Origin of the sequence: Microbacterium sp. NPDC076895, from assembly GCF_040687115.1 — a bacterium.
Classification (GTDB): domain Bacteria; phylum Actinomycetota; class Actinomycetes; order Actinomycetales; family Microbacteriaceae; genus Microbacterium.
In genome coordinates this window covers 185,002-209,040 of the sequence record NZ_JBFBMQ010000004.1, presented here as the reverse complement: position 1 = coordinate 209,040, position 24,039 = coordinate 185,002, and the positions used below count along the sequence as shown (strand labels likewise).

Annotated in this window: 26 protein-coding genes; 11 read left to right on the top strand and 15 right to left on the bottom strand. The window is 66.8% G+C overall.

All coding sequences use genetic code 11. The annotated features are described in order from the left end of the window. The first annotated feature begins 20 nt into the window (after positions 1 to 20). The 5 genes from AB0O89_RS05475 (at position 21) to sufU (ending at position 6,671) form a co-directional block, all read left to right on the top strand. Positions 21 to 1,706, top strand: a complete 1,686-nt coding sequence (locus tag AB0O89_RS05475) for a glycoside hydrolase family 13 protein (protein WP_363494922.1) — start codon at positions 21 to 23, stop codon at positions 1,704 to 1,706. A 15-nt stretch (positions 1,707 to 1,721) separates the two neighbouring features. Beyond that, positions 1,722 to 2,735: a LacI family DNA-binding transcriptional regulator gene (locus AB0O89_RS05470; RefSeq protein WP_331790937.1), complete on the top strand. Its 1,014-nt coding sequence runs from the start codon at positions 1,722 to 1,724 to the stop codon at positions 2,733 to 2,735. Positions 2,736 to 2,877: 142 nt separating this feature from the next. Next, complete coding sequence (locus AB0O89_RS05465) at positions 2,878 to 4,875, top strand: APC family permease (protein WP_363494958.1); 1,998 nt, start codon at positions 2,878 to 2,880, stop codon at positions 4,873 to 4,875. 69 nt (positions 4,876 to 4,944) lie between these two features. Further along, on the top strand, positions 4,945 to 6,228 hold the full coding sequence (locus AB0O89_RS05460) for a cysteine desulfurase (protein WP_363494919.1): 1,284 nt from the start codon (positions 4,945 to 4,947) through the stop codon (positions 6,226 to 6,228). After that, complete coding sequence (gene sufU / locus AB0O89_RS05455) at positions 6,228 to 6,671, top strand: Fe-S cluster assembly sulfur transfer protein SufU (RefSeq protein WP_363494917.1); 444 nt, start codon at positions 6,228 to 6,230, stop codon at positions 6,669 to 6,671. The genes AB0O89_RS05460 and sufU overlap by 1 nt, the downstream gene beginning before the upstream one ends. Positions 6,672 to 6,696: 25 nt before the next feature. On the opposite strand, the gene AB0O89_RS05450 is transcribed toward sufU, so the two are convergent. The 14 genes from AB0O89_RS05450 to urtA all read right to left on the bottom strand — a co-directional run bounded on the left by AB0O89_RS05450 (position 6,697) and on the right by urtA (position 18,386). After that, positions 6,697 to 7,458, bottom strand: a complete 762-nt coding sequence (locus tag AB0O89_RS05450; RefSeq protein WP_363494915.1) for an ABC transporter permease — start codon at positions 7,456 to 7,458, stop codon at positions 6,697 to 6,699. Next, on the bottom strand, positions 7,455 to 8,267 hold the full coding sequence (locus AB0O89_RS05445) for an ABC transporter ATP-binding protein (RefSeq protein ID WP_363494913.1): 813 nt from the start codon (positions 8,265 to 8,267) through the stop codon (positions 7,455 to 7,457). The genes AB0O89_RS05450 and AB0O89_RS05445 overlap by 4 nt, the downstream gene beginning before the upstream one ends. After that, positions 8,264 to 8,647, bottom strand: a complete 384-nt coding sequence (locus AB0O89_RS05440) for a DUF1048 domain-containing protein (protein ID WP_363494911.1) — start codon at positions 8,645 to 8,647, stop codon at positions 8,264 to 8,266. Before AB0O89_RS05440 ends, AB0O89_RS05445 begins: the two co-directional genes overlap by 4 nt. A 2-nt stretch (positions 8,648 to 8,649) precedes the next feature. After that, positions 8,650 to 8,997 carry a PadR family transcriptional regulator gene (locus tag AB0O89_RS05435; RefSeq protein ID WP_363494909.1) on the bottom strand — a complete coding sequence of 116 codons (348 nt, stop codon included), beginning with the start codon at positions 8,995 to 8,997 and terminating at the stop codon, positions 8,650 to 8,652. A gap of 164 nt (positions 8,998 to 9,161) precedes the next feature. Continuing rightward, the gene (locus AB0O89_RS05430) at positions 9,162 to 10,142 is read right to left on the bottom strand and encodes an SRPBCC family protein (RefSeq protein ID WP_363494907.1); all 981 of its coding nucleotides are present in this window, start codon (positions 10,140 to 10,142) and stop codon (positions 9,162 to 9,164) included. Positions 10,143 to 10,144: 2 nt separating this feature from the next. Beyond that, the gene (locus AB0O89_RS05425; protein WP_363494905.1) at positions 10,145 to 10,516 is read right to left on the bottom strand and encodes a helix-turn-helix domain-containing protein; all 372 of its coding nucleotides are present in this window, start codon (positions 10,514 to 10,516) and stop codon (positions 10,145 to 10,147) included. A 75-nt stretch (positions 10,517 to 10,591) separates the two neighbouring features. Beyond that, a complete protein-coding gene (locus AB0O89_RS05420) occupies positions 10,592 to 11,179 on the bottom strand; it encodes a helix-turn-helix domain-containing protein (protein ID WP_363494903.1) in 588 nt (195 codons plus the stop codon). Beyond that, positions 11,179 to 11,748: a helix-turn-helix domain-containing protein gene (locus AB0O89_RS05415; RefSeq protein ID WP_363494901.1), complete on the bottom strand. Its 570-nt coding sequence runs from the start codon at positions 11,746 to 11,748 to the stop codon at positions 11,179 to 11,181. Before AB0O89_RS05415 ends, AB0O89_RS05420 begins: the two co-directional genes overlap by 1 nt. After that, on the bottom strand, positions 11,738 to 13,417 hold the full coding sequence (locus AB0O89_RS05410; RefSeq protein WP_363494899.1) for a hypothetical protein: 1,680 nt from the start codon (positions 13,415 to 13,417) through the stop codon (positions 11,738 to 11,740). Before AB0O89_RS05410 ends, AB0O89_RS05415 begins: the two co-directional genes overlap by 11 nt. Positions 13,418 to 13,512: 95 nt before the next feature. Continuing rightward, positions 13,513 to 14,193, bottom strand: coding sequence for an urea ABC transporter ATP-binding subunit UrtE (urtE, locus tag AB0O89_RS05405; RefSeq protein WP_363494897.1), 681 nt, complete (start codon positions 14,191 to 14,193; stop codon positions 13,513 to 13,515). Next, complete coding sequence (gene urtD, locus AB0O89_RS05400) at positions 14,193 to 15,014, bottom strand: urea ABC transporter ATP-binding protein UrtD (protein WP_363494895.1); 822 nt, start codon at positions 15,012 to 15,014, stop codon at positions 14,193 to 14,195. Before urtD ends, urtE begins: the two co-directional genes overlap by 1 nt. Further along, on the bottom strand, positions 15,011 to 16,111 hold the full coding sequence (gene urtC / locus AB0O89_RS05395) for an urea ABC transporter permease subunit UrtC (protein WP_363494893.1): 1,101 nt from the start codon (positions 16,109 to 16,111) through the stop codon (positions 15,011 to 15,013). Before urtC ends, urtD begins: the two co-directional genes overlap by 4 nt. Continuing rightward, the gene (gene urtB, locus AB0O89_RS05390; RefSeq protein WP_292729664.1) at positions 16,108 to 16,992 is read right to left on the bottom strand and encodes an urea ABC transporter permease subunit UrtB; all 885 of its coding nucleotides are present in this window, start codon (positions 16,990 to 16,992) and stop codon (positions 16,108 to 16,110) included. The genes urtC and urtB overlap by 4 nt, the downstream gene beginning before the upstream one ends. Positions 16,993 to 17,087: 95 nt before the next feature. Further along, the gene (urtA, locus tag AB0O89_RS05385) at positions 17,088 to 18,386 is read right to left on the bottom strand and encodes an urea ABC transporter substrate-binding protein (RefSeq protein ID WP_292729661.1); all 1,299 of its coding nucleotides are present in this window, start codon (positions 18,384 to 18,386) and stop codon (positions 17,088 to 17,090) included. A gap of 473 nt (positions 18,387 to 18,859) precedes the next feature. Here urtA and AB0O89_RS05380 point away from each other — a divergent pair, with 473 nt between their 5' ends. Genes AB0O89_RS05380 through AB0O89_RS05355 form a run of 6 tightly spaced genes read left to right on the top strand, consistent with a single transcriptional unit; the run spans position 18,860 to position 23,439 of the window. Continuing rightward, positions 18,860 to 19,162, top strand: a complete 303-nt coding sequence (locus AB0O89_RS05380) for an urease subunit gamma (protein ID WP_292729658.1) — start codon at positions 18,860 to 18,862, stop codon at positions 19,160 to 19,162. Between the two features lie 10 nt (positions 19,163 to 19,172). After that, on the top strand, positions 19,173 to 19,508 hold the full coding sequence (ureB, locus tag AB0O89_RS05375) for an urease subunit beta (protein WP_363494889.1): 336 nt from the start codon (positions 19,173 to 19,175) through the stop codon (positions 19,506 to 19,508). Next, positions 19,508 to 21,211: an urease subunit alpha gene (locus AB0O89_RS05370; RefSeq protein WP_363494887.1), complete on the top strand. Its 1,704-nt coding sequence runs from the start codon at positions 19,508 to 19,510 to the stop codon at positions 21,209 to 21,211. Before ureB ends, AB0O89_RS05370 begins: the two co-directional genes overlap by 1 nt. Next, positions 21,211 to 21,882: an urease accessory UreF family protein gene (locus AB0O89_RS05365; RefSeq protein ID WP_363494885.1), complete on the top strand. Its 672-nt coding sequence runs from the start codon at positions 21,211 to 21,213 to the stop codon at positions 21,880 to 21,882. The genes AB0O89_RS05370 and AB0O89_RS05365 overlap by 1 nt, the downstream gene beginning before the upstream one ends. Then, on the top strand, positions 21,875 to 22,651 hold the full coding sequence (ureG, locus tag AB0O89_RS05360; protein WP_292735277.1) for an urease accessory protein UreG: 777 nt from the start codon (positions 21,875 to 21,877) through the stop codon (positions 22,649 to 22,651). The genes AB0O89_RS05365 and ureG overlap by 8 nt, the downstream gene beginning before the upstream one ends. Continuing rightward, entirely contained in the window at positions 22,648 to 23,439 is a 792-nt protein-coding gene (locus tag AB0O89_RS05355; RefSeq protein WP_363494882.1) for an urease accessory protein UreD, read from the top strand. Before ureG ends, AB0O89_RS05355 begins: the two co-directional genes overlap by 4 nt. On the opposite strand, the gene AB0O89_RS05350 is transcribed toward AB0O89_RS05355, so the two are convergent. After that, complete coding sequence (locus AB0O89_RS05350) at positions 23,388 to 23,990, bottom strand: PadR family transcriptional regulator (RefSeq protein WP_363494880.1); 603 nt, start codon at positions 23,988 to 23,990, stop codon at positions 23,388 to 23,390. The two genes, AB0O89_RS05355 and AB0O89_RS05350, sit on opposite strands and share 52 nt — an antisense overlap. Positions 23,991 to 24,039: the final 49 nt, after the last annotated feature.

Below are 24,039 nucleotides of genomic sequence, written 5' to 3'. Positions count from 1 at the left end.
GGTGCAGTATGGTGTGCTCCATGACTTCTGCAGAATCCGTCGCTACCCCCGCGCCCTCCCGCGAGGAAGCTCCCGGCGGCGAATGGTGGCGCACCGCCGTCATCTACCAGATCTACCCCCGCTCCTTCGCTGATCAGTCGGGTGACGGCATCGGCGACCTGCGCGGGGTGACGAACCACCTCGGCGACCTCGCGGCCCTCGGCATTGATGCCATCTGGCTCAGCCCGTTCCAGCGCTCGCCCCAGAAGGATGCCGGCTACGACGTCGCCGACTACTGCGACGTCGACCCCCTCTTCGGCACCCTTTCCGACTTCGACGAAATGCTCGCGCAGGCGCACGCCCGCGGCATCCGGATCATCGTCGACCTCGTTCCCAACCACTCCTCAGACCAGCACGCCTGGTTCCAGGAGGCTGTCGCCTCTCCCGCCGGCAGCCCCGAGCGCGCGCGCTACATCTTCCGCGACGGCAAAGGCGCGAACGGCGAGCTACCCCCGAACAACTGGGAGTCGGTGTTCGGAGGGGGCGCCTGGACGCGCCTGACCGAGCCCGACGGCACGCCCGGCCAGTGGTACCTGCACCTGTTCGACGCCTCGCAGCCCGATTTCGACTGGTCCAACCCCGAGGTGCGTGAGGAGTTCCGCCGCATCCTGCGCTTCTGGCTCGACCGCGGCGTCGACGGCTTCCGCGTGGATGTCGCGCACGGGCTCGTCAAGAAAGAGGGCCTCCCCGACTACACGCCGCCCAAGGATGCCGGTTCGATGGGTGGCGGCGAGGCAGCAGTCCCCTACTGGGGTCAGGACGGAGTGCACGAGATCTATCGCGACTGGCACGCGCTGCTCGCCGAATACGACGGCGACCGGGCCCTGTGCGCCGAGGCTTGGCTTCCCTCGGTAGCGCAGACCGCGCTGTGGGTGCGTCCCGATGAGATGCATCAGGCATTCAACTTCGAATACCTCGAGACCCCGTGGAATGCCGAGAAGCTGCGCCTCGTGATCGCCGACTCGCTGGCCGGCTACGGCGCGGTCGGTGCCCCCAGCACCTGGGTGCTCTCGAATCACGACGTTGTCCGCCACGCGTCGCGTCTGGCCCTGACCGCCGAGAACCCGCAGGGTGCGGGCATCGGGCCGAAGTCGCCGGGCAAGCCGATCCCCGAGGTCGGGCTGCGCCGCGCTCGCGCCGCCACCACGCTGATGCTCGCTCTTCCCGGATCGGCCTACCTCTACCAGGGCGAGGAACTGGGCCTGCCCGAAGTCATCAACCTGCCAGACGAGGCACGCCAGGACCCGACCTGGTTCCGCACGAACGGCGAGCGCTACGGGCGCGACGGATGCCGCGTCCCGCTGCCGTGGACCTCGGAGGGCCCCGCCTACGGGTTCAACGAGACTGGAGAGTCCTGGCTGCCGCAGCCCGCCGAGTGGGCTGGCCTTGCCCGCGACGCTCAGCGCGACGACCCCGATTCGACGCTCACCCTTTACAAGAGCCTGCTCGCCGAGCGGCGGGCGCGGGGCCTCGGGGCGGGGACCCTCGAGTGGGTAGACGGTCTCGGCCCGGATGTCGTGGCCTTCCGCAACGGCTCGATCACCGTGGTGGCGAACCTGAGCGCCAGGCCCATCGAGCTGCCCTCAGGCGTTGTCGTCGTCTCCAGCGGCCCGCTCACCGGCAGGATGCTGCCGGTCGACCAGGCGGTGTGGCTGACCGGCGAGTAAGCCGCGAGGGTCGTCATGGTCGGAATCGATGAGGTAGCCCGCGCGGCCGGGGTCTCGACCGCGACCGTGTCGCGCGCGCTCAGCGGCAAGCACAACGTTTCGGACTCGACCCGCGAACGCGTGCAAGAGGCCGCGCAGCGCCTGGGCTACGTCGTGTCCTCGTCGGCGTCGAGCCTGGCATCCGGCCGCACCCGCAACATCGGCGTCGTGATCCCTCACCTCGACCGGTGGTTTTTCAGCACACTCCTCAGCGGCATCGCCGAAGAGGTGACGCGGGCGGGCTACGACATCACGCTGTACAACGTGACGCCCGACCGCGAGCACCGCCGCCAGGTGTTCGACACCTTCCTGCGCCGGCAGCGGGTCGACGGGGTGATCGCTGTTGCGCTGGAGCTCGGCGAGCACGAGTCGCGGGCGCTGCTCTCGCTCGGGATGCCGGTGATCGCGATCGGCGGGCCGAACGAACTGCTTCCCACGCTCTCCATCGACGATGTGGGCCTCGGGCGCCTGGCCACCGAGCACCTGCTTGCGATGGGACACCTCGACATCGGTCACATCGGAGCCGACCCCGAGTTCGACATCGACTTCCACATTCCGTCCAGCCGCAGGCACGGTTTCGAGTCGGCGCTGCGGGCAGCGGGCATCGATCCGCGACCGGAGCTGTTCGAGCCCGGCGACTTCACGATCGAGGGCGGCTTCCGCGCAGCGAAGCAGCTCCTGGGCAGGCCCGGAGCATCGCCGACCGCCATCTTCGCGGCATCCGATGAGATGGCTATCGGGGCGATGCTCGCCGCTCGCGACCTCGGATACCGCGTGCCCACAGACCTGTCCATCGCAGGGATCGACGGTCACGAACTCGGCCGATTCTTCGACCTGACGACCGTCGACCAGTTCCCCGCGGGGCAGGGCGCTCGTGCCGCTGCCACGATCCTCCACGAGCTCGAGCAACCGGCAGGCAGCGTCCCCGACCGCGAAGAGCTGCCCTACGAACTCGTCGTGCGGGGCAGCACCGCGCGTATTGGCACCTGACCGTGGGTCTTCTGCAGCTTGCGCGGGCGCCCGTGCAGGCGTAGTCTCGCCCGCCGTGACACTTGACGCGCCCGAATCGGGCGTACCCGAGACGCCCGTCGCTAAGCGCATCCTCCTGGGCCAGCCGCTGTCCTCCGATGCGATGGACGAGCACCTGCTCCCGAAGAAGATGGCACTGCCGATCTTCGCCTCCGACGCACTGTCGTCGGTGGCCTACGCGCCGCAGGAACTGCTCATGATCCTGCTGACCGGTGGGCTCGCTTTTCTCGCCTTCTCGCCGTGGATCGCCGCCGCTGTCGTCGTGCTGCTGAGCGTCGTCGTGCTCAGCTACCGGCAGCTCATCAAGGCTTATCCCTCGGGCGGTGGGGACTACGAGGTGGCCCGCACCAATCTCGGCGAGGTACCCGGTGTCGTCGTGGCGGCCGCCCTGTTGGTCGACTACGTCCTCACCGTGGCGGTGTCGGTGGCCTCGGGGGTCGACAACATCATCTCCGCCCTCCCCGGGCTCGACCCGGCGCGCGTCGAACTTGCGATCGGCTTCGTCGTCGTCATCGTGCTCATCAACCTGCGGGGCGTGCGCGAGGCATCCCTCGTCTTCGCAATCCCCACCTATGTCTTCATCGGCTCGGTGGTGTTCATGATCGGCACCGGGCTCGTGCGCACCGCGCTCGGGGACCCGCCGGTCGCGTCGTCCGCTGAGTTCGCGGTGCAGGCCGAGAGCCTGTCGCAGGCTGCCGTCATCCTGCTCGTTCTGCGCGCCTTCTCGAGCGGATGCTCCGCCCTGACAGGTGTCGAAGCGGTCTCCAACGGAGTCCCGGCCTTCCGCCGCCCCAAGGTGCGCAATGCCCAGACCACCCTCACGATGATGGGCGGCGTCGCGATCCTGATGTTCGCGGGCCTCACGGCACTAGCCCTGGTATCGGGAGTGCACTACGCCGAAGACCCCTGCACGCTCGTCGGGTTCGACTGCGCGAACCAACCGCAGCCGAGCCTCATGGCACAGGTCGCTGCCGCAACGTTCGGCATGGGGTCGATCCCCTTCTACCTGATCCAGGCTGCGACCGCGCTCGTGCTGCTGCTGGCAGCCAACACCGCCTTCAACGGCTTCCCCCTTCTCGGGGCGGTCCTGGCCCGCGACGGCTACGCCCCGAAGGCGCTGAACACCCGCGGCGACCGTCTCGTGTTCTCCAACGGGATGCTGGTGCTCGGTCTTATCGCGATCGCCGTGCTGGTGATCTACCAGGCCAACCTCACGACGCTCATCCAGCTGTACATCATCGGGGTCTTCGTGTCGTTCTCGATCGGCCAGATCGGCATGGTGCGACACTGGCGCCGCATCATCCGGGCCACCACCCGCGTCGAAGCGCGGCGAGATCCGGCATCCGGCCTCGAACGCCGTGGCGCGATCACGGGACTGATCATCAACACGACCGGAGCAACCTTCACCGCCGCCGTTCTGATCATCGTGACCGTGACGAAGTTCACGCACGGGGCCTGGCTCGTCTTCCTGGCGATCCCGATCCTTGCCACCCTGATGCTCGGGGTGAACCGGTATTACCGCGACGTCGAGCACGAGATCCGAATGGATGACGAGATCCACTTCGGCTCGGACGGTGACGTTGCACTCGTCATGGTCAGCCGGCTGCAGAAGCCGGTGGCGAAGGCGCTCGACTATGCGATGGCCGCGCGCCACGACAAGACGATAGCCCTGCACGTCGCGACCGACCACGAGGATGCCGACGCCCTGCAGCAGGAGTGGAAGGCGCACGGAATCCCCATTCCCCTCGTGATCATCGACTCGCCCTACCGCACCTACGCGGGGCCCATCGGCGAGTTCATCCGGCGCTACCGCGAGAAGAACGGGCCTGCCGTGATGACCGTGTACCTGCCGCAGTACATCGTCGGGCACTGGTGGGAGACACTGCTGCACAACCGCCGCTCCCGGCGGCTCGCGCAGCAGCTCATGCTGATTCACGGCGTCACGATCACGCTCGTGCCGTGGTTGCTTGACTCGTCGGAGCTGATCTACGGGCGCCGGTCGCGCCCCCTGCCCGGCCAGGAGCGGGCGGGGCGGCCCTACGATCCGGTCGAGAACTTCGAGCACGCCGAGCATTCGAGCCTCGAGCGTCCGCAGGATTAGCGCGCAGCATCCGTCGCACCGGGCCCGCCGACCCGATCCGCCGACACGTACGGCGCGTACGCTGGAGGGGTGACCGTTCCTGCCGTGACCCCGCTGGATCTCGCCGCCGTCCGCGCCGATTTCCCCCTGCTCGCGCAGGAGGTGAACGGCCACCCACTCGCCTACCTCGACTCTGCCGCGACGAGCCAGAAGCCGCAGCAGGTGATCGATGCCGAGGTGGAGTTTCTGACCCACACGAACGCAGCGGTCCACCGCGGCGCCCACACGCTTGCTGCCGAGTCCACTGACGCGTTCGAGGATGCCCGTGAGGCGGTTGCGGCGTTCGTGGGCGCCGGCGAGGGCGAGCTCGTCTGGACATCCGGCGCCACCGCTGGCATCAATCTCATCGCATACGCGATCGGGAATGCGACCCTCGGGCGGGGCGGCGAAGCAGCGAGGCGCTTTGCGCTGCAGCCGGATGACGAGATCGTCGTGACGGAGTCCGAGCACCACGCGAACCTCATCCCTTGGCAGGAGCTCGCCGCCCGCACGGGTGCGCGGCTGCGCCACATCCCGGTGCTGGACGACGGACGCCTCGACATGGATGCCGCTGCCAAGCTGATCGGCGACCGCACCCGGATCGTCGCGTTCCCGCACGTGTCGAATGTGCTGGGCATCATCAACCCGATCGACGACCTCATCGCTCTTGCGCGCAACGTCGACGCGATCACGGTGATGGATGCCTGTCAGTCGGTTCCCCACCTGAGCATCGACCTCCCGGCGATCGGCGTGGATTTCGCCGTGTTCTCGGGCCACAAGATGCTCGGCCCGTACGGCATCGGCGGGCTCTACGGCAGGCGCGAGCTGCTGAATGCGCTGCCCCCGTTCCTCACCGGCGGGTCGATGATCACGACAGTCACGCTGGATGAGGCCCAGTACCTGCCCTCGCCGCAGCGCTTCGAGGCCGGGACGCAGCCGGTCTCGCAGGCCGTCGGCCTCGCCACCGCCGCCCGCTACCTCCAGTCGCTCGGGATGGACGCGGTTCACGCGCACGAGGTCGAGCTCGAGCGGCGCATGCGCGACGGACTGCGCGAGATTCCCGGCATCCGTCTTCTCGGAGACACTGACGCCGCACCCCGCGTGGGTCTCGCCTCGTTCGCCGTCGACGGCGTCCACGCCCACGATGTAGGGCAATTCCTCGACTCGCGGGGCGTCGCAGTGCGCGTGGGCCATCACTGCGCGCAGCCCCTGCACCGCCGGTTCGGTCTCACGGCCTCGGTGCGGGCCTCGGCATCCGTCTACACGACCCCCGACGAGGTCGACCGATTCCTGGACGCAACCCGTGGCGTCCGCGCATTCTTCGGAGCATCCTGATGAGTCTTGAATCCCTGTACCAGGAGCTGATCCTGGACCACTCGAAGCGTCCGCACGGCTTCGGTCTTGCCGAGGCCGATGACCACTCGGGCACGAGCTACCAGCGCAACCCGATCTGCGGTGACGAGGTGACACTGCGGGTGCGGGTCTCGGATGACGGCCAGACGATCCGCGATGTGACGTGGGAGGGCCAGGGCTGCTCGATATCGCAGGCGTCGGCATCCATGCTCGTGGACCTCATCGACGGCGTCCCGCGCGAGAAGGCAGCGGAACTGATCGATGGCTTCCGCGAGGCGCTGCGCTCGCGCGGCACGATCGAGCTCGACGAGGACGTCTACGAGGATGCCGCAGCACTCTCGGGCGTCTCGAAGTTCAGCGCCCGCGTGAAGTGCGCGATGCTCGCCTGGGTCGCCCTCGAAGAGAGCCTCGCCCAGACATCCTGACCCTCCCACGGCACCCGCGTGAGCCTCAGCGGATGCGGCGGCGGTAGCGCAGCATCGCGAGGACGTAGCCGATCACCAGGATGCCGAGCGTCCAGGCCAGCGCGATCCAGATGTCCGTTCCCACGGGCTGCCCCGCGAGCAGCGCGCGGATGGTGTCGACGATCGGGGTCACAGGCTGGTTCTCGGCGAACCACGCGACCGGCGCCGGCATCGTGTCGGTCGGCACGAAGGCGGAGCTGATGAACGGCAGGAGTATCAGCGGGTACGAGAAGGCGCTCGCCCCGTCGACCGTCTTGGCTGACAGTCCCGCGAGTACCGCGAGCCACGTGAGAGTCAGCGTGAACAGCAGCAGGATGCCGACGACGGCCAGCCACGCGAGCACTCCGGCACCCGAGCGGAAGCCGAAGATGAACGCCACCCCGATGACGATCGCCAGCGACACGAGGTTCGCAGCCAGCGAGGTCAGCACGTGCGCCCACAGGGCGCTGGACCGTGCGATCGGCATCGACTGGAACCGCTCGAACATCCCGCCCTGCAGATCGAGGAACAGTCGGTACGACGTGTACGCGACGCCCGAGGCGATTGTGATGAGCAGGATGCCGGGCAGCAGGTAGTCGATGTAGGACTGAGCGCCGGTGTCGATCGCACCGCCGAGGACGAAGACGAACAGCAGCAAGATGCCGATCGGCATGACAGCTGTCGTGATGATCGTGTCGGGGCTTCGCAGGATGTGCCGGAGCGACCGGCTGGTCAACGCCGTTGTGTCGGCGATCACGTGCGTGGTCATTTCGCCTCCTCAGGCGTTGGGGTGTCGGCATCGGCCGCGGCGGGTGCGCCGATGATGGCGAGGAAGACCTCTTCGAGCGTCGGCTGCTTCTCGACGTACTCGACCTGGGCGGGAGGGAGCAGTGCCTTGAGCTCGGCGAGCGTACCGTCGGCGATGATCCGCCCCTCGTGCAGGATCGCGATCCGATCGGCGAGATGCTCGGCCTCATCGAGGTACTGCGTCGTAAGCAGCACGGTGGTGCCGCCGGCAGCGAGCTCGCGGACGGCATCCCACACCTCGATGCGCGCCTGGGGATCCAGGCCGGTCGTCGGCTCGTCGAGGAAGATCACCGGGGGGTTCCCGATGAGGCTCATCGCGATGTCGAGGCGCCGCTTCATGCCGCCCGAGTACGTGCCGGCGGGGCGACTCCCGGCATCCGTCAACCGGAACCGGGCCAGCAGCGCATCGGCGATGCTGCGCGGGTCGGGGAGGTGACGCAGCCGCGCCACGAGCGCCAGGTTCTCGCGGCCGGTCAGCACGTCGTCGACCGCGGTGAACTGGCCAGTGAGACTGATCGTCTCGCGCACCCGGGCCGGGTCGGCGGCGACATCCGCCCCCGCGACCTCGGCGGTGCCGGCATCCTGATGCGTGAGGGTCGCGAGGATGCGGACGAGCGTCGTCTTGCCCGCGCCGTTGGAGCCGAGCAGGGCGACGATCGCACCGGTCGGCACGTCGAGGTCGACGCCGCGAAGGACGTCGAGGTCTCCGAAGGACTTCGTCAGTCCGGATACGCGGATCGCGGATGCCGGCGCAGATGTCGCGGCGGTCATGATGTTTCTCCGTCACCGGTCGCGGCTTCGGCCCGGGCGATTGCGTCGATCAGCCGGCGCTGTTCCTTCGTGATCCACGACCCGAGGCCATAGTTCGCCTTGAACTCCTCGACGAAGGCGACGGGGTCGTCACCGACGATGTCTCGAACCGGGGTTCCGTCGAGGGCGGCGCGTTCGAACAGGTCGGCGAGGTCGTCGAGCATCTGAAGCATGAGCGGGCCGCCATCTGCCGTTCCGCCGACGTACATCAGGTATCGCTCGATCCCGTCGACCGCTGTGCGGTACGGCGCGGGCAGCTGCTTGACGCGCTCCTTGTATGCGCGCCAGCGGCGCTTGTCTTCCATCGAGCCCGTCACGAGCTCGATCCACTTCGCGGCCATAGTCAGTCGCTCCCTTCGGTCTGGTCATCGGTGGTGTGAAGCTGATCGAGGCGCTCGGACAGGAAGCTCCAGGTGCGCCAGAACTCCTCGAGGTCGTCGCGTCCTCGGTCGTTGAGTGAGTAGACCTTGCGGGGCGGGCCTTTCTCGGACGGGACCTTCTCGACATCCACGAGCCCGCGCTGCTCGATCCGCACCAGGAGGGCGTAGATCGTGCCCTCGGCGATGTCGGTGAAGCCGCGCTCGCGCAGCCGCGCCGTGATCTCGTACCCGTAGGCCGAGCCGGTCGCCAGCAGCGCGAGAACGATGCCCTCGAGCGTGCCCTTGAGCATCTCGGTCATCTGCTTGCCCATCGGCATCCTCACTACTCAGTGTTATTGACTACCAGTAGATAGTAACACTGAGTACTGAGTCCGCAACCCCCGGGAAGACCGAAGGGTCGCAACACGCCGTACGCTGCACCTCGGCAGCGGCGTGTTGCGACCCTTCGTGTGAAACGGATGCCGCGAGCGGCGACTCAGGCCGGCAGGAGCTCCCGCTCCAGTCGGGCGTAGCTAGTCTCCATGCCCTCGGTCATACCGGTGGCCAGGACCATGTCGCGCGTGTCCTTGTCGGGGTACTCGATCACGAGCGTGATGAGGGTCGCGCCGTCCTCTTCGTAGAGGGACATGTCGTTGAGCGTCGACGGGAAGTCGGTGCCGGTCATGTGCTCGGTGGTCACCGCACGCCTCGGGGCCTCGCTCACGAGTGTCTCGCCGTCGAAGCCGAACGTCTCACCCTCGACCCCCTCGTCGGGCGTCCACTCATAGCGGTAGCGCCCGCCGACCGTCGGATCGACCTCGCACACCGTCATCCGCCAGCCGTCCGGACCCAGCAGCCACTTCTTCATGAGCTCGGGCTCGGTGTGGGCCCGCCACACGAGATCGCGGGGCCCCTCGATCAGCCGCGTGATGCGCACGTGCGTGTCACTGAGGATCTCAGTCTGCGTGCCCTTGCCCTGCGCGTACTCGCGCAGGTCCTGCAGCACTGCGTCGAGCTGATTGATGGCCAGGGTCGAGCCTTCGACGGCGCCGAACTCGACAACCTGCTCCAGGGCTTCGAGCGAGTCGAAGTAGGTGATGTTGGTGAGTCGCGAGCCCTCGGGCGTCGCCTCGAAGAGGAACTCGACGCGCATCGTGGGCATGCCTTCGAGCACGTCGCCGTCACCGTTGAGAAACGAGTCGAGCACCTCGAATCGGTGTGGCTCGTCGATGGCCGTGAACTCCCAGCCGCCGCGCGACACCTCGCCCTGCGGGCTGGTCATCTGATACTGCGTGCGCCCACCGGGAGTGAGATCGAACGACGTGAAGGTCGCCGGCCATCCCGGAGGGCCCCAGAAGCGGTCGAGCTGGGCAGGGTCGGTGAACGCACGCCAGAGTCGCTCGACGGGCGCGGCGAAGTCGCCGACGAGCGTCATCGTGAGCGCGTCGGGGTCGGTGGTGACAGCGGTGACGGGCATCGTCAGTTCCCTTTCGTGGTGATGGATGCCGATGGGTCGGCTGGCTCGGCGAGCAGGTCGTCAAGTCGCTGGATGCGCGCCCGCCACAGGTCTTCGTAGCGGGCGAGGAGGGCACGAGCCCGGGCGATCATGGTCGGATCGGCGCGAACGAGACGCTCGCGCCCCTCCGCTCGCTTGATGATGAGGCCGGCCTCTTCGAGGACGGCGACGTGCTTCTGGACCGCCGCGAACGACATGTCGTAGTCCCGCGCGAGCACCGAGACCGAGTGCTCGGACTCGATTGTCCGCCGCAGGATGTCGCGCCGGGTCGCTGCCGCGAGCGCGTGGAACAGGCGGTCGATCTCGTCATCCGTGAGGTCCCTTTGTACAACCATTTGGTTGTACGTTAAGGCACGCCAAGGCCGCCGTCAACCCCCTCGGATCAATCTCGATAGTGGCCGCGGAGCCGCTCAGATCGCGCGGGACCCTTCCGCGCGATCCCGGATCGGATCGAGAATCGCCTCCGCAGCCCAGGTCGCAGCGTCGGCGATGTCGCGACCACTCATCCCCAGCTGTCGGCGCATTGCCACCCAGGTCGCCGCCGAGTCGAGGTGACACAGTGCTGCGACAATCTGCTGTCGCTCGTTCTCTCCCAGAGAAGGGACCTCGTGCCTCAGGAGCGCGCTGAACGCCTCGCGATACGGGGCAGGCTCGGCACCGTTGACGCCGCGCATCGAGGTTTCGGCGACCACATAGGCCAACTCCGGGCGACGATCGTACGCTTCCATGGCCTCGCGAATCGCGATCGGGACATCGAAGATGGACTCGCACTGCGATCGAGAGAACGTCGTCCTCTCGATCCAAGCGGATGTCGCAAGCAGCAAGTCGACGCGGGTCGGGTAGTGACGGAACACCGTGCGCTCTCCGACTCCCGCCCGCAGCGCGATCACGCGAAAGGACACGTCATCCGTGCCCACTTCCTCGATCAGTTCGGCGTATGCCGCGAGGATCGCCGATTGGGTGGCAGACAGTTCGGCGTCCGCGTCGGTTGCGGCCACTACGCCGCCCTGCTCGCCTTCGTCTCACGTGGGAGCACTTGAGCCATCGCGGACTCGAAAGCCTCGAAGGTCTGGTCTCCGCTCATGTCGAAGCCCGTCCGCATCCGCGCCCAGAACTGCGCAGATGCGAAGTAGCGGGCGTTGGCGGCGATCCGCAGCGCGTCACGTCGGTTCAGACAGGGGACCGACTCCTGCAGCATCACCATGATTGCGTCGGTCATCGGCGTGGCCTGCTCGTCGCCCATCGGGGAGAGTGAGGCACCCCGGGCCGCCACGAAAGCGAAGGCCGGCTCCGCGGCATACGCGGCGAAGCGATTCCGCACGGCTTCCCGGAACTGCGCGAACGTGTGGAACTCGGCGATCCGAAAGTGCTCCTCCTCGATCCAGCGACCCAGCGCATCCAGAAGGTTCGACCTCGTCGGGAAGCGGCGGTAGAGGGTGCGCTCTGAGACGCCGGATGCTTCGGCGAGGTCGAGGTACGTGATGTCCTCGAATGTCCGATGTCGCAGCAGGGTCGCCGCGCAGGCGAGAATCGCACCAGAGGTGTCGATCGTCTCGTCAACGACCACTGTCGCGCTCTCCTCTCGTCGGCGGCGGCTCCGGCGGTAGGACGTATCGGTCCGAATCGTCGAGGGTCAGAGCTAGCGACGAGACGTATTGCACCTCGCCCCGGGGCCCCAACTCAGCCGACATCAGCATATCCGGCCGCTCAAAGGTGTACCCCGTGACGTGGCAACGAAGTCGCTCTCCGGAAGGATTCCCGTCCGCATCCAGAATCGGCGTCGGGATGCCGTCTGAGGACCGGCGCAGGTAGTACCGACCCCGCGTCGCGATCGCCATGAGCGGGGTCACGATGAGAGCTACCCCAATAGCAATCAGCACCGAGAATGGCTGCAGATTCGGTCCGAACGCCCCGGCAAAGGTCAGCAGCGACAGCAGGGAGGCAAGGCTCACCGACAAGAGGCCGACCGGGTTCCAGTCGTGCAGCATGCCCCGCCGGAACTCGGGGTAACGCGGCGAGATCTTCAGGATCAGCTTGTTGATGACAATGTCGGCCGAGATCGTCACGAGCCAGGCCATCACAACGTTGGCGTACAGACTCAGGACGAACGAGATGAGGCTGAAGACATCCATGAGCATGAGGGCAAGCGCGATGATGAGGTTGAACAGCACGAACACCGTGCGCCCGGGATATCGCTTGCGCACCCGGGTGTACACGTTCGACCAGGCCAGCGACCCGGAGTAAGCGTTCGTCACATTGATCTTTATCTGAGCGATCACGATCAACAGCAGGACGAGGGCCAATGCGAGCCAGTCCGGCACGAGCGACTCGTACATCCCCAAGAACTGAGCGACCGGCTCGACTGCTCGGTCCCCGATCATCGGATCGACCTTCGTGACCAGATAGACCGCCAGGAACAGTCCGATGAGCTGCTTGGTCCCGCTGAAGACCACCCACCCCGGCCCGCTGAAGACAAAAGACACCCACCACGAGCGCGAGTTTCGCGCGGTGCGTGGCGGCATGACACGGATGTAGTCGATCTGCTCGGCAAGCTGCGGGGTCAGCGCGAAGCACACCGCAGCACTGGCAACGATCGCGCTGAAACTGACCTCGCCGTCCGAGAGTCCCGTGAACTCGACGAACTCGACGACCGACTCCGGTTGGGTACCGACGATCCAGATCAGGGGAAGCAGTGCCAGCGCCAACCACAGCGGCGTCGTCCAGAACTGCAGTCTCTCCAGCGCCCGCATCCCGTAGATCACGATCGGGATTACGACCACGGTCGAGATGACATACCCGAGCGGTAGCGGAATCCCCACCGCCACAGCGAGTCCCTGCGCCATGATCGCGCCCTCGAGCGCGAAGAAGATGCAGGTGAATCCTGCGAACACGACGGTGGTGATGATCGACCCGTAGTAACCGAAGCCGGAGCCGCGTGCGACGAGGTCGAGGTCGAGGTTGTACCGCGCCGCGTAATAGGCGACGGGAAATCCCACCGCGAAGATGATCACGGATGCCAGCAGGATGCCGAGCATGGCGTTTGCCGTCCCGTGCTCGAGCCCGATACTGGCGCCGATAGAGAAGTCGGCGAGAAAGGCGATCGACCCTAGTGCGGTGCCTCCGACGGACAGGGCGCTCCACCGGCGGAAGGAGCGCGGAACGTAGCGGAAGGCATAGTCCTCAAGACTGTCTTCTGCAGCCGCTCGCGCGTCGCCCGCACGGTTCAGGGTCCGCATGCCCAGCGCACCCACTCTCACCTCCGAGATGTCGTCTGCTTCGGATTGTGCCGAGAGTGTGTTTCACCGGCGTTGCCGCGAGGAATCGATCTGAATCAGATCGCCATCGCGGCGCGTACATCGTCGATCGCCGACGCCCCACCCTCACCGCTCATCGTGATTCGACCCGACTGCAGCACGTAGTACGTGCTCGTCGACCGCAGCGCGAAGCCGACATGCTGCTCCACCAGCAGGACCGAGAGATCGCCACGACGCGTGAGGTCGATGATGACCCGTTCGATATCCGCGACGATATTCGGCTGGATACCCTCGGTGGGTTCATCGAGCACCAAGAGTCGTGGCTTGGTCAGCAGGGTACGAGCGATCGCCAGTTGCTGGCGCTGACCGCCCGACAGAAGACCGGCCCTTCGCCCCAGGAGTTGTTTGAGGACCGGGAACAGGTCGAACACCTCGTCGATGTCGGAGTTGCGCTTTGCCACCAGCTGGAGGTTTTCGAGCGTGGTCATCTGCGGGAAGGACTGCTGCCCTTGCGGCACGTAGCCAAGGCCGCGGTGCACCCGCTTCGAGGGCGGCATCTTGGTGACATCCTCACCGTCGATGCGTACCTGTCCACTCATCACCGGAATCAGGCCTGTAGCGACGCGCAGGAGGGTGGTCTTGCCCGCACCGTTATGACCCATCACCGAGACGGCGGAGCCGGTCGGAATCTGGATGGTGACGTCATGGAGCACCTTGGTGCGCCCATAACCTGCTGTGACGCCGGTGATCTCGAGCATCAGTGGCCCCCCTCGCCTTCCACGGCGGCGTCGGCGGCCGTCCCCAGATAGACCTCCTGGACCCGCCGGTCCGCCTGCACCTGTTCAACAGTCCCGGCAGCCAGGAGCTTGCCCGAGTGCATCACGGTGACCCACTCGGCGTAGTTGCGCACGAAGTCCATATCGTGCTCGATGACGATGATCGTGCGCTGATCGCCGATGCGCTGGAGCAGTTGCCCGGTCTCGTCCCGTTCGTCGGCATTCATGCCGGCCACGGGCTCGTCCAGGAACATGACCTTCGCGTCTTGGACGAGGAGCATGCCGATCTCAAGCCACTGCTTCTGCCCGTGCGCGAGGATGCCGGCAGGCTTGTCGCGAAGCCCGGACAGGCCGATCGTCTCTAGCGCGGACTCCACGTACTCGGGCACTCCGCGCCGAGCAAGAGGAAGTCCCCAGGCCCGGCGATGCAGACCGCCCGCGATGTCGAGGTTCTGGAGCACCGAGAGCTCGTCGAACACTGTCGCGGTCTGGAAAGTTCGCCCCACGCCGGCACGCACGATCTTGTTCGCCTTCATCGAGACAAGATCCATCCCGTTATAGGTGGCAGTCCCGGTCGCGGGAACCAGACCGGTGAGCGCATCCACGAGGGTCGTCTTGCCTGCTCCGTTCGGTCCGATGAGAAAGTGGACCTGCCCCTTGAGCATGAGCAGATCGACATCGTCGACTGCCTTGAACCCGTCGAAGCTGACCGTGAGGTGGGACACGGTCACGGAGGTTTCGGCATCGGGGACGAGGACGCCCGAGTCGGATGCTGCGGGCGACGTGCTCGCGTTCTCACTCATGCTTTCGCCTCGCCTTCGATCGGCAACGGCGCGGGTGCAGACGTGCGGTCACGCGCCAACAAGTCTTTGACCCGCCCCACCAGGGAGGCCAGGCCGTTGGGGAGGAAGAGGGTCACGACGACGAAGAGTAGACCGAGCAGGTACACCCATCCGTCGGGCCAACTCGAGGCGAGGCTGGATTGACCCCATCCGATCGCCATGGCACCGAGCACCGGGCCGAACAGGGAGGCACGGCCCCCGAGTGCGACACCGGCGATCATGAGGATCGACGCGGAGGCCCCGATCTCTTGCGGAGTGATGATCCCGACCAGGGGGACGAACATGGCGCCCCCGATGCTGGCCATGACCGCGGCGATGACGAAGGCAGCGAGCTTGACGTTGGCCGGGTCATAACCCAGGAACCGCACGCGCTCCTCGGCGTCGCGGGTCGCCAGCAGCAGCTCGCCGAAACGGCTGCGGTAGAGCTGCCACACCACGACCATGCAGACGACGAGAAGACTCGCGGTGATGAGGTAGACCATCACCTGGTTGGCGGGATCCTTCAGGTCGTACCCGAAGAACGACGTGAAGCCGCTGAGGCCTGTGTCACCTCCGGTCTCGCGGATCGTTGAGCTGATCCAGATGGCGAGCGCGACCGCGAGCGCCTGAGTGAGGATGGCGAAGTAGGCGCCTTTGACGCGGCGCTTGAACAGCGCAAAACCAAGGATGCCGGCCACGATGATCGGCAGCACGAGGATGGCCAGCAGAGTGAACCAGGGGCTGCGGAAGGGCTCCCAGAAGACAGGGAGCGGGGCTAGCGGGTCGTAGAGGATCATGAACCCGGGCAGCGCGTCCGGGCCGGCAGTTTCGAGTGTCAGGTGCATGGCCATGGCGTAGGCACCGAGGCCGAAGAAGACTCCCTGCCCCATGACGAGCATCCCGCCGCGTCCCCACGCCAGTCCGATCCCGACGGCGACGATCGCCCAGGCGCAGTACTTGCCGAGGTTGTTGACCCAGTGCATCGTCAGGATCGACGGCGCCACCGCGAGGAGGATGACGGCGAAGATGCCGATGCCGATGAGCGAGTACCAGGGCTTGAGCTTGGTCAGGATGGTCATGCCAACCCCCTCGTGCGGACGGTGAACAGACCCTGCGGGCGGATCTGCAGGAAGACGACGACGAGCACGAAGGCGAGCACCTGAGCAAGGCTCCCGCTGGTCAGGTCGGCGAAGAAGGCCATCGCAATGCCGATCGCGAAGGCGGCGATCACGGTGCCCTTGATCTGCCCGATACCCCCAGCCACGACGACGAGGAAGGCGGGAATGATGTACTGGGTCCCCATCTGGGAGTTGGTTCCCCCGATGAGGGAGGCTGCGACACCCGCGACTCCAGCCAGTCCCGAGCCCACGAAGAAGGTGATGCGGTCCACGGTGCGGGTGCGTACTCCCACGGTCTCGGCCAGGTCGCGGTTTTGCACCGTGGCGCGAATCCGGCGCCCGAACGAGGAGTACTTGAGCCAGGCGGCGAGGATCGCCACGCACGCCGCGGCAAGTCCGATGGTGAACACCTGGCGCAGTGGCCAGGCGTAGCCGAAGACGTTGATCTGGCCCTGGAGCCAGCCGGGGTTCTCCACCGGCACTCCCTGGGCGGGGAAGATCTGCAGCGCTGCCTGCTGCAGGATCAGGGCCACACCGACGGTGACCAAGAGCGTGTCGAGGGGGCGGCGGTACATCCACTGGAGAATTCCCGCCTCCAGCAGAAGACCCAGGAGCCCGGCGACGACGAAGGCGACGGGCAACGCGACAGGGATAGAGATGTTGCTGTCGGGGATGACGAGCTGAACGAGGAATGTCGTGAAGGCGCCGACCATGATGAACTCGCCGTGCGCCATGTTGATCACCCCCATCTGGCCGAAGGTCAGGGTGAGGCCGAGTGCTGTCAACAGCAGCAAGGCGCCCAGCGCGGTGCCGTTGAGCAGCGGCGGAATCAGTGCATCCATTCGAGTTCACTCCCTTCTGTTCTCGCGCGTGTTCATGGATGAGCCGGTGCTGCGGGGCCCCGGACAGGCCGGGACCCCGCAGTGCCTTGTGTGTGTCAGCCCGCGGCTGCCACGAGGGCGTTGCGCACGTCCTCGGGGAACCAGGAGTACTGCTCGAGGTACGGGTCGGGCTCGATGAACCCGTCCGATGCCCAGACGATGTCGAACTGGTTGTCGGCGTTGATGCGTCCGATGTGGCCCGGCTTGGAGATGTGGTGGTTCTCCCCGTTGAGGGTCACGACACCCTCGGGAGCGTCCACCGTGATCTCGTTGTCCAGGGCAGCCTGGTTGATCGCGTCGACGTCGAAGGAGCCAGCGGCTTCAACGAGGGCCTTGTAGAGGTAGAGCGAGATGTACGCGGCCTCCATGGGGTCCGAGGTCACGCCGCTGCTGCCCGGGTAGGCCTGCCAGGCCTCGATGAACGCCGGGTTGTTCGGGGTGTCGAGGGACTGGAAGTAGTTCCACGAGGCGTAGTTGCCGGTGACCTCGTGACCCATCGCGGGAGCTTCTTCTTCAGCGATCGAGACCGAGATGATCGGTGTCTCTTCGGGAGTGAGGCCCGCGTCGTAGTACGCCTTGATGAACCCGACGTTGGAGGAACCGTTGATCGTGTTGAAGATGTAGTCGGGGTCAGCCTCGACGATCTTGGCAACCTGGGTCGTCCAGTCGTCACGATCCAGCGGCACGTACTCTTCGCCGACGATCTCGATGCCGAGCTCCTCTGCGTAGAGCTTGATGATCGCGTTCGCGGTGCGGGGGAAGACGTAGTCCGATCCCGCCAGGAACAGGGTCTTCACTCCCTGCGATGCCAGGTAGTCCATGGCGGGAATGATCTGCTGGTTGGTCGTGGCACCGGTGTAGTAGATGTTCGGTGAGGACTCGAGGCCTTCGTACTGGACCGGGTAGAAGAAGAGGCCGTTGTACTCCTCGACGACAGGCTTGACAGCCTTACGCGACGAGGAGGTCCAGCCGCCGAAGATCGCGGCGACGCAGTCCTGCGTGAGCAGCTTCTCGGTCTTCTCGGCGAAGGTGGGCCAGTCGGTGGCGCCGTCTTCCTGGATGTATTCGATCTGCTTGCCCAGGATGCCGCCGTCGGCGTTGATCTCATCAGCCGCCATGTGCAGCACGTTCGAGACCGTGGTCTCGGAGATCGCCATGCCTCCGGTCAGCGAGTTGAGGAATCCGAGCTTGACGGTGTCGCCCGAGGTGTCGACGCAGCTCTCCGCGGCCGCAGGGGCTTCGCTCGAGGCTGCGTCGTCGGTGCGGGCGCCGCATCCGGCGAGGACGAGGGCTGCGGCTGAGGCCATGGCGCCTGCCGCAAGCAGCGTCCGTAGACGCCTGCCAGTGGTGATCATGCTGTGCTCCGTTTCAGGTTGCGTGTGCGAGAGCGCAAGCCGCACCGTCCGCACGGATGGCGCGACGAATACCGCTTGCGTGGCGTTCCGCGTCGGATGCGCCGTTCGCCCGGTCAGAGGATCTGTGGTGCGGGGTGGGACCCCTCGCCGAGGTCTGAGCGAAGAGGTCCCGAATCGCCGGTGGCAGAACACCGCCGACTGCTGCAGGTGAGTTCACCATGGACCCGTGGCATTACATTGCCATTACTCGAATGTGTCGACCATGTAAAACTGCCAAAGCCAGATTCTTGCTATTTCCTTGAAATTGCGGGGTTTTTCGCTGGCTTGAGTCAAGTGATCACACCGATCATGATGAGTGAGTAACGCAGAGATGACAGACTTTTGTCACTGCTCGGGATGCTGTCCGACAAGCATCCTGACAGTGATCCGACTCGCCGGCCCCTCAGTGAGGGCCAAGCCGAAGGGAGCGCCCCGTGCATCTGTCACCTGCGGATACCGAGAAGCTGCTGCTCGCCGTGGCGGGCATGGTGGCCAGAGACCGTCAGGCACGCGGCGTCAAGCTCAACCACCCCGAGGCCGTAGCCCTCCTGTCGACGTGGGTGATCGAGCGCGCCAGGGAAGGTGTCGGGGTAGCGGAGCTCATGGCGGCGGGGCGCACAGTGCTCACCCGCGATGACGTCATGGAGGGCGTGGCCGACATGCTCGTCGACGTACAGGTCGAAGCCACCTTCCCCGACGGCCGGAAGCTCGTCACCGTTCACCATCCGATCGACTGAGAGGGTCACCGTGGCATCGGGAACATCATCAGGACCGGGAGCCATCCGCGTGCGTCCGGGGCAGATCGAGCTCAACAGCGACCGCGCGGCAGACGAGCGGCTCGAGTTGATCATTCTCAACACGGGGGATCGTCCCGTGCAGATCGGCTCCCACATCCATCTGCCCGACGTCAACGACGCGCTCGACTTCGACCGCGCAGCAGCTGCGGGCTTTCGACTCGACATTCCCTCGGGGACGTCGGAGCGTTTCGAGCCAGGGGTCTCCAAGCGCGTGGCAGCGGTGAGCCTGCGCGGGCATCGCCGAGTGGCAGGCATCCGTATCCGTCACGAGGAGGGAGACCTCTGATGGTCAGTATCGATAGGGAAAGATACGCCGCGATCTACGGGCCCACCACCGGCGATCAGGTGCGCCTGGGCGACACCGACCTCTGGATCGAGATCGAGAGGGACCTCACCGCCGGCGGCGAAGAGGCAGTGTTCGGGGGCGGCAAGTCGATCCGCGAGTCCATGGCGCAGAGCACTGTTTCGCGCGCCGATGGCGCCCTGGACACCGTGATCACGAACGCGATCATCCTCGACTGGTGGGGAATCGTGCGCGCCGATGTCGGCGTCCGCGAGGGCCGGATCGTCGGGATAGGGCGCGCGGGCAACCCCGACATCGCCGATGGGGTGGACCCTCGGCTGATCATCGGACCCTCCACCGACGTCATCTCCGGGGAGGGAAAGATCCTCACCGCGGGGGCCATCGACTCGCACGTTCACCTGCTGTCCCCGTCGCAAATTCACGAGGCGCTCGCGGCGGGAATCACCACGGTCGTCGGGGGAGGAACGGGACCCTCGGAAGGATCGAAGGCCACCACCGTCACTCCCGGGTCCTGGCATCTCGAACACATGCACCGCGCTCTGGACGGCCTTCCGGTGAACGTCCTGCTGCTGGGCAAGGGGAACACCGTCTCGGCCGCGGCATTCGAGGAGCAGGCGCTCGCGGGGGCAGCGGGTTACAAAGTCCACGAGGACTGGGGCTCGACTCCCGCAGCTATCGACGCGAGCTTGCGCGCGGCCGAGGAATGGGGCCTCCAGGTAGCCCTGCACAGTGACTCGCTCAACGAGGCGGGCTATGTCGATTCGACGATCGCCGCGATCGCGGGGCGCACGATCCATGCGTTCCACGTCGAGGGGGCGGGGGGCGGTCACGCTCCCGACATCCTCTCGATCGCGAGTCTTCCCTACGTTATTCCCGGCTCGACGAACCCGACACTGCCCCACACGGTCAACACGGTCGCCGAGCACCTCGACATGCTGATGGTCTGTCACCACCTCAACCCGGGTGTACCCGAGGATCTCGCCTTCGCGGAGTCCCGCATCCGGGGGACAACGATCGCCGCCGAAGACATCCTGCACGACATGGGCGCCATCTCGATCACCTCCTCCGACGCGCAGGCGATGGGACGGATCGGCGAGGTCATCACCCGCACCTGGCAGGTCGCCCACGTCATGAAGGCCAGGCGCGGAAGCCTCGGCACCTCCCTCCCCGCCGACAACGAGCGGGCCCGTCGGTATGTCGCGAAGTACACGGTCAACCCCGCGATCGCTCACGGCATCGACGGGGAGGTCGGCTCGATCGAGGTGGGCAAGCTCGCCGACCTCGTGCTCTGGGATCCGCGGTTCTTCGGTTTCCGCCCGAGCGTGGTCATGAAAGGTGGCGGGCTGGTGTGGGGCGCCCTCGGCGATCCGAACGCCTCGATCCCCACCCCGCAACCGGTGCTCATGCGTCCCGCCTTCAGCGATGCGATCGGCGGCGCCCTGTCGGTGTCGTTTGTCTCTCCCGCCGCGCTGGCGGCGGGGATCGAGGAGCGCCTCGGGCTGACACGCCGGATGCTGCCGCTGCAGTCCACCCGCGCGGTCACCAAGGCCGACATGCGCAACAACGATGCGCTGCCACGAATCGACATCCGGCCCGACACGTTCGACATCCGCATCGATGGCGAGCTCGTCGAACCCGCCCCCGCCGCCCGCCTGCCGCTGGCCCAGCTCTACCAGTTGTTCTGATGGCACTGTCCTCGACCTCCGCCGCGATGCTCCTCGCGGATGCCAGGCTGCCCTCCGGCGGTCACGCGCACTCCGCCGGCGTGGAGCCCGCGCTGATGTCGGGCCTGCAGGCAGCGGAGCTTCCCGCTCTGCTGCGCGGTCGGGCAGCCACGGTGACCCTCATCGAGGCGGGGACTGCTGTCGCCGCACGCCACGTGCGCATGATCGACGGTGATCTGGACGCTGTCGAGGCGGCATGGGCGGCCCGTACCCCGAGCGCCGCGCTGAGGGATGCCGCGCGCCACCTCGCCCGCGGATACCTGCGGGTCGGGACCGAGCTCCTCCCCGGCGACTCGGCTATCCACACCTGGCGCGGGCGGGCGACCCCTCCGCCGCGGGCCTGCGTGCTCGGGGTCATCGCGGCGGGGCTAGACATGCCAGCGCTGGATCTGGCGCGACTGGTCGTCTACGAAGACATACAGGCAGCTGCAGCCGCGGTCCTCAAGCTCGAGCCTCGCGATCCGCTCGATCTGGTCTCTCTCGTGGTCGAGGTCTGCAGCGAGATCGAGAACGAGCTACCGCTGATTGCGCAGATCACCGACCCGACCGACATCCCCGCCCTGTCCGCACCGCAATCCGAACAGTGGGCCCAGGCCCACGCCCAATCGACCAGGAGGCTCTTTCGTGCCTGACCACTCACCCCGCGCCCTGCGGCTTGGCGTTGCCGGCCCCGTCGGCACCGGCAAGTCCTCACTCATCGCGACGATCTGCCGCATTCTTGCCGACGAGATCCGCATCGGCGTCATCACCAATGACATCTACACCGACGAGGATGCCCGGTTCTTGCGCTCTGCCGGAGTGCTCGATCCTGAGCGCATCGTCGCCGTGGAGACCGGGGCCTGCCCGCACACCGCCATCCGCGACGATGTCACCGCGAACCTGCTCGCCGCCGAAGACCTGGAGCGTGCCTTCGCGCCCCTGGACCTCGTCGTCATCGAGTCGGGCGGCGACAACCTCACCGCCACCTTCTCGCCCGCGCTCGTGGATGCGCAGATCTTCGTCCTCGATGTAGCTGGGGGCGGCGATGTCGCCCGAAAGGGTGGTCCCGGTATCGCCCGGGCCGACCTGCTTGTCGTGAACAAGACCGACCTCGCGCCCTATGTCGGGGTAGATGTCGAGCAGATGGTCGCCGACGCCACCCTCGCCCGCGACGGCCGCACGGTGCTCGCTCTCTCGCGCACCGACGCCGTCTCGGTCGCGGCGTTGCGCGAGTGGGTGCTGTCGATCCTCGCCGCACACCGCGACGGATCGCACGTCCCCCAGGATCCCGGCCCCATGGCCCCCCACTTCCACGCCGACGAGGAAGGCGGCGGGTTCCTGCACAGCCACGCCGACGGCGAGCACGCTCACGCACACGCGGACGGGGCCCTGCACGATCACGCGGACCACGCCCACTCGTGAGACCCACCGTCGTCGAGGTGAGTGCGCGGGGCGACTCTGTCGCGTGCGCACTGGACGGCGAGCTGGTTCTCCCCCGCCTCGTGCATCGCCGGGGGCACTCGGTCGAGATCGCGCTGGTCTCGGGCCGAGCGATGCTCATGCCCGGGGACCACGTCGAGCTCGACATCCGTGTCGGGGACGGATGCTCAGTGCGCCTGGTCGACATCGGCGGTCTCATCGTCTACGGGCGAGAGGAGGTCGGCCAGTCGCAGTGGCACGCGCGCCTTGACCTCGGCGCCGATGCTCACCTCGTGTGGGATGGCCTGCCCACGGTGGTCACCGACGCGGGCTCTCTCACGCGGTCGATGACCGTGCGACTGGGCGCCGGAGCATCCGTGATCGCCCGCGAAACGCTCGTCCTCGGTCGCTCCGGCGAGCGCGGCGGCGCGCTTACTGCCGATGTGGAAGTGACGGATGCCGCGGGCCCGGTGCTGCGCGAGCGCCTGCAGGTTCGCGGCGACCAGCCCCGGCCCGGCATCCTCGGCTCACACCGCGTGGTGGATTCAGTCCTCTACCTCGGCGAGGGGATCGAGGCGCCGCCTGTGCCCGACGCTGTGCGTCTGGACCTGGAGCGCGGTGGCACCGTGCTGCGTTACCTCGGCGACCACGCCCACGACAGCCCGCTCGAGGACCTGCTTCCGCTCGGCACGACGCTCCGGTGCGCTCGGAGCGCCAGCGATGATGAGGGTTTCGCGCCTTACGCCGACACCGGCCGGGTCGATGCTGGTCGTCCGCGCTTGGGACGGTGAGTGTCGAGTTCGAGCACCATTGCGTGCGCGGCGCGCGCCGCGAGTTGCGCCTCGACGTGATCGAGCCACCGAAGTTCCGCCTCCGCACCGAAAACCATCGACTCGTTGAGAAGCGACCAGGCGAGCTCTTCCGGTCCGCCGACGATCTCACCACCGAACGTCGCCCTGCGCAGGGACTCGAGGCGCCGAGTCGAGGCTCGCCGCTGCGTATCGATGACCTCGAACGCATCGACTCCCGGCAGCGTCGCTGCGAGGGCGAGCTTGATCGCGAGCTCGTCCCGGGTTCCGGGGTTGCGTTCGACCGGAGACGCCAGCCAGGCGCGCGCCTCGCCGCGGCCGGCATCCGTGATCTGCCAGTAGATGTGGCCGTCCGTGTCGGGTGCGCCCCGCGAAACGAGGCCGTCGCGCTCGAGCCGCTCGAGAGTGCTGTAGATCTGGCCGACGTTGAGCGACGAGCTCGAGCCGGTGCGCCGCTCGAACTCCGACCGCAGCTGGTAGCCGTAGCACGGCCCCTGCGCCAGGATCGCCAACAGGCTCTGCCTCACCGACATTCGAGTCTCCCTGCGCGCGATATGTATACCGGGTAGTGTCGCGCTCCTT

Excerpts from the sequence above, each read along its gene's own strand:
- AB0O89_RS05475 (WP_363494922.1), top strand. The coding sequence starts at position 21 with ATGACTTCTGCAGAATCCGTCGCTACCCCCGCGCCCTCCCGCGAGGAA.
- AB0O89_RS05470 (WP_331790937.1), top strand. The coding sequence starts at position 1,722 with ATGGTCGGAATCGATGAGGTAGCCCGCGCGGCCGGGGTCTCGACCGCG.
- AB0O89_RS05465 (WP_363494958.1), top strand. The coding sequence starts at position 2,878 with ATGGACGAGCACCTGCTCCCGAAGAAGATGGCACTGCCGATCTTCGCC.
- sufU (WP_363494917.1), top strand. The coding sequence starts at position 6,228 with ATGAGTCTTGAATCCCTGTACCAGGAGCTGATCCTGGACCACTCGAAG.
- AB0O89_RS05450 (WP_363494915.1), bottom strand. The coding sequence starts at position 7,458 with ATGACCACGCACGTGATCGCCGACACAACGGCGTTGACCAGCCGGTCG.
- AB0O89_RS05445 (WP_363494913.1), bottom strand. The coding sequence starts at position 8,267 with ATGACCGCCGCGACATCTGCGCCGGCATCCGCGATCCGCGTATCCGGA.
- AB0O89_RS05440 (WP_363494911.1), bottom strand. The coding sequence starts at position 8,647 with ATGGCCGCGAAGTGGATCGAGCTCGTGACGGGCTCGATGGAAGACAAG.
- AB0O89_RS05435 (WP_363494909.1), bottom strand. The coding sequence starts at position 8,997 with ATGGGCAAGCAGATGACCGAGATGCTCAAGGGCACGCTCGAGGGCATC.
- AB0O89_RS05430 (WP_363494907.1), bottom strand. The coding sequence starts at position 10,142 with ATGCCCGTCACCGCTGTCACCACCGACCCCGACGCGCTCACGATGACG.
- AB0O89_RS05425 (WP_363494905.1), bottom strand. The coding sequence starts at position 10,516 with ATGGTTGTACAAAGGGACCTCACGGATGACGAGATCGACCGCCTGTTC.
- AB0O89_RS05410 (WP_363494899.1), bottom strand. The coding sequence starts at position 13,417 with ATGCGGACCCTGAACCGTGCGGGCGACGCGCGAGCGGCTGCAGAAGAC.
- urtE (WP_363494897.1), bottom strand. The coding sequence starts at position 14,193 with ATGCTCGAGATCACCGGCGTCACAGCAGGTTATGGGCGCACCAAGGTG.
- urtD (WP_363494895.1), bottom strand. The coding sequence starts at position 15,014 with ATGAGTGAGAACGCGAGCACGTCGCCCGCAGCATCCGACTCGGGCGTC.
- urtC (WP_363494893.1), bottom strand. The coding sequence starts at position 16,111 with ATGACCATCCTGACCAAGCTCAAGCCCTGGTACTCGCTCATCGGCATC.
- urtB (WP_292729664.1), bottom strand. The coding sequence starts at position 16,992 with ATGGATGCACTGATTCCGCCGCTGCTCAACGGCACCGCGCTGGGCGCC.
- urtA (WP_292729661.1), bottom strand. The coding sequence starts at position 18,386 with ATGATCACCACTGGCAGGCGTCTACGGACGCTGCTTGCGGCAGGCGCC.
- AB0O89_RS05370 (WP_363494887.1), top strand. The coding sequence starts at position 19,508 with ATGGTCAGTATCGATAGGGAAAGATACGCCGCGATCTACGGGCCCACC.
- AB0O89_RS05365 (WP_363494885.1), top strand. The coding sequence starts at position 21,211 with ATGGCACTGTCCTCGACCTCCGCCGCGATGCTCCTCGCGGATGCCAGG.
- AB0O89_RS05350 (WP_363494880.1), bottom strand. The coding sequence starts at position 23,990 with ATGTCGGTGAGGCAGAGCCTGTTGGCGATCCTGGCGCAGGGGCCGTGC.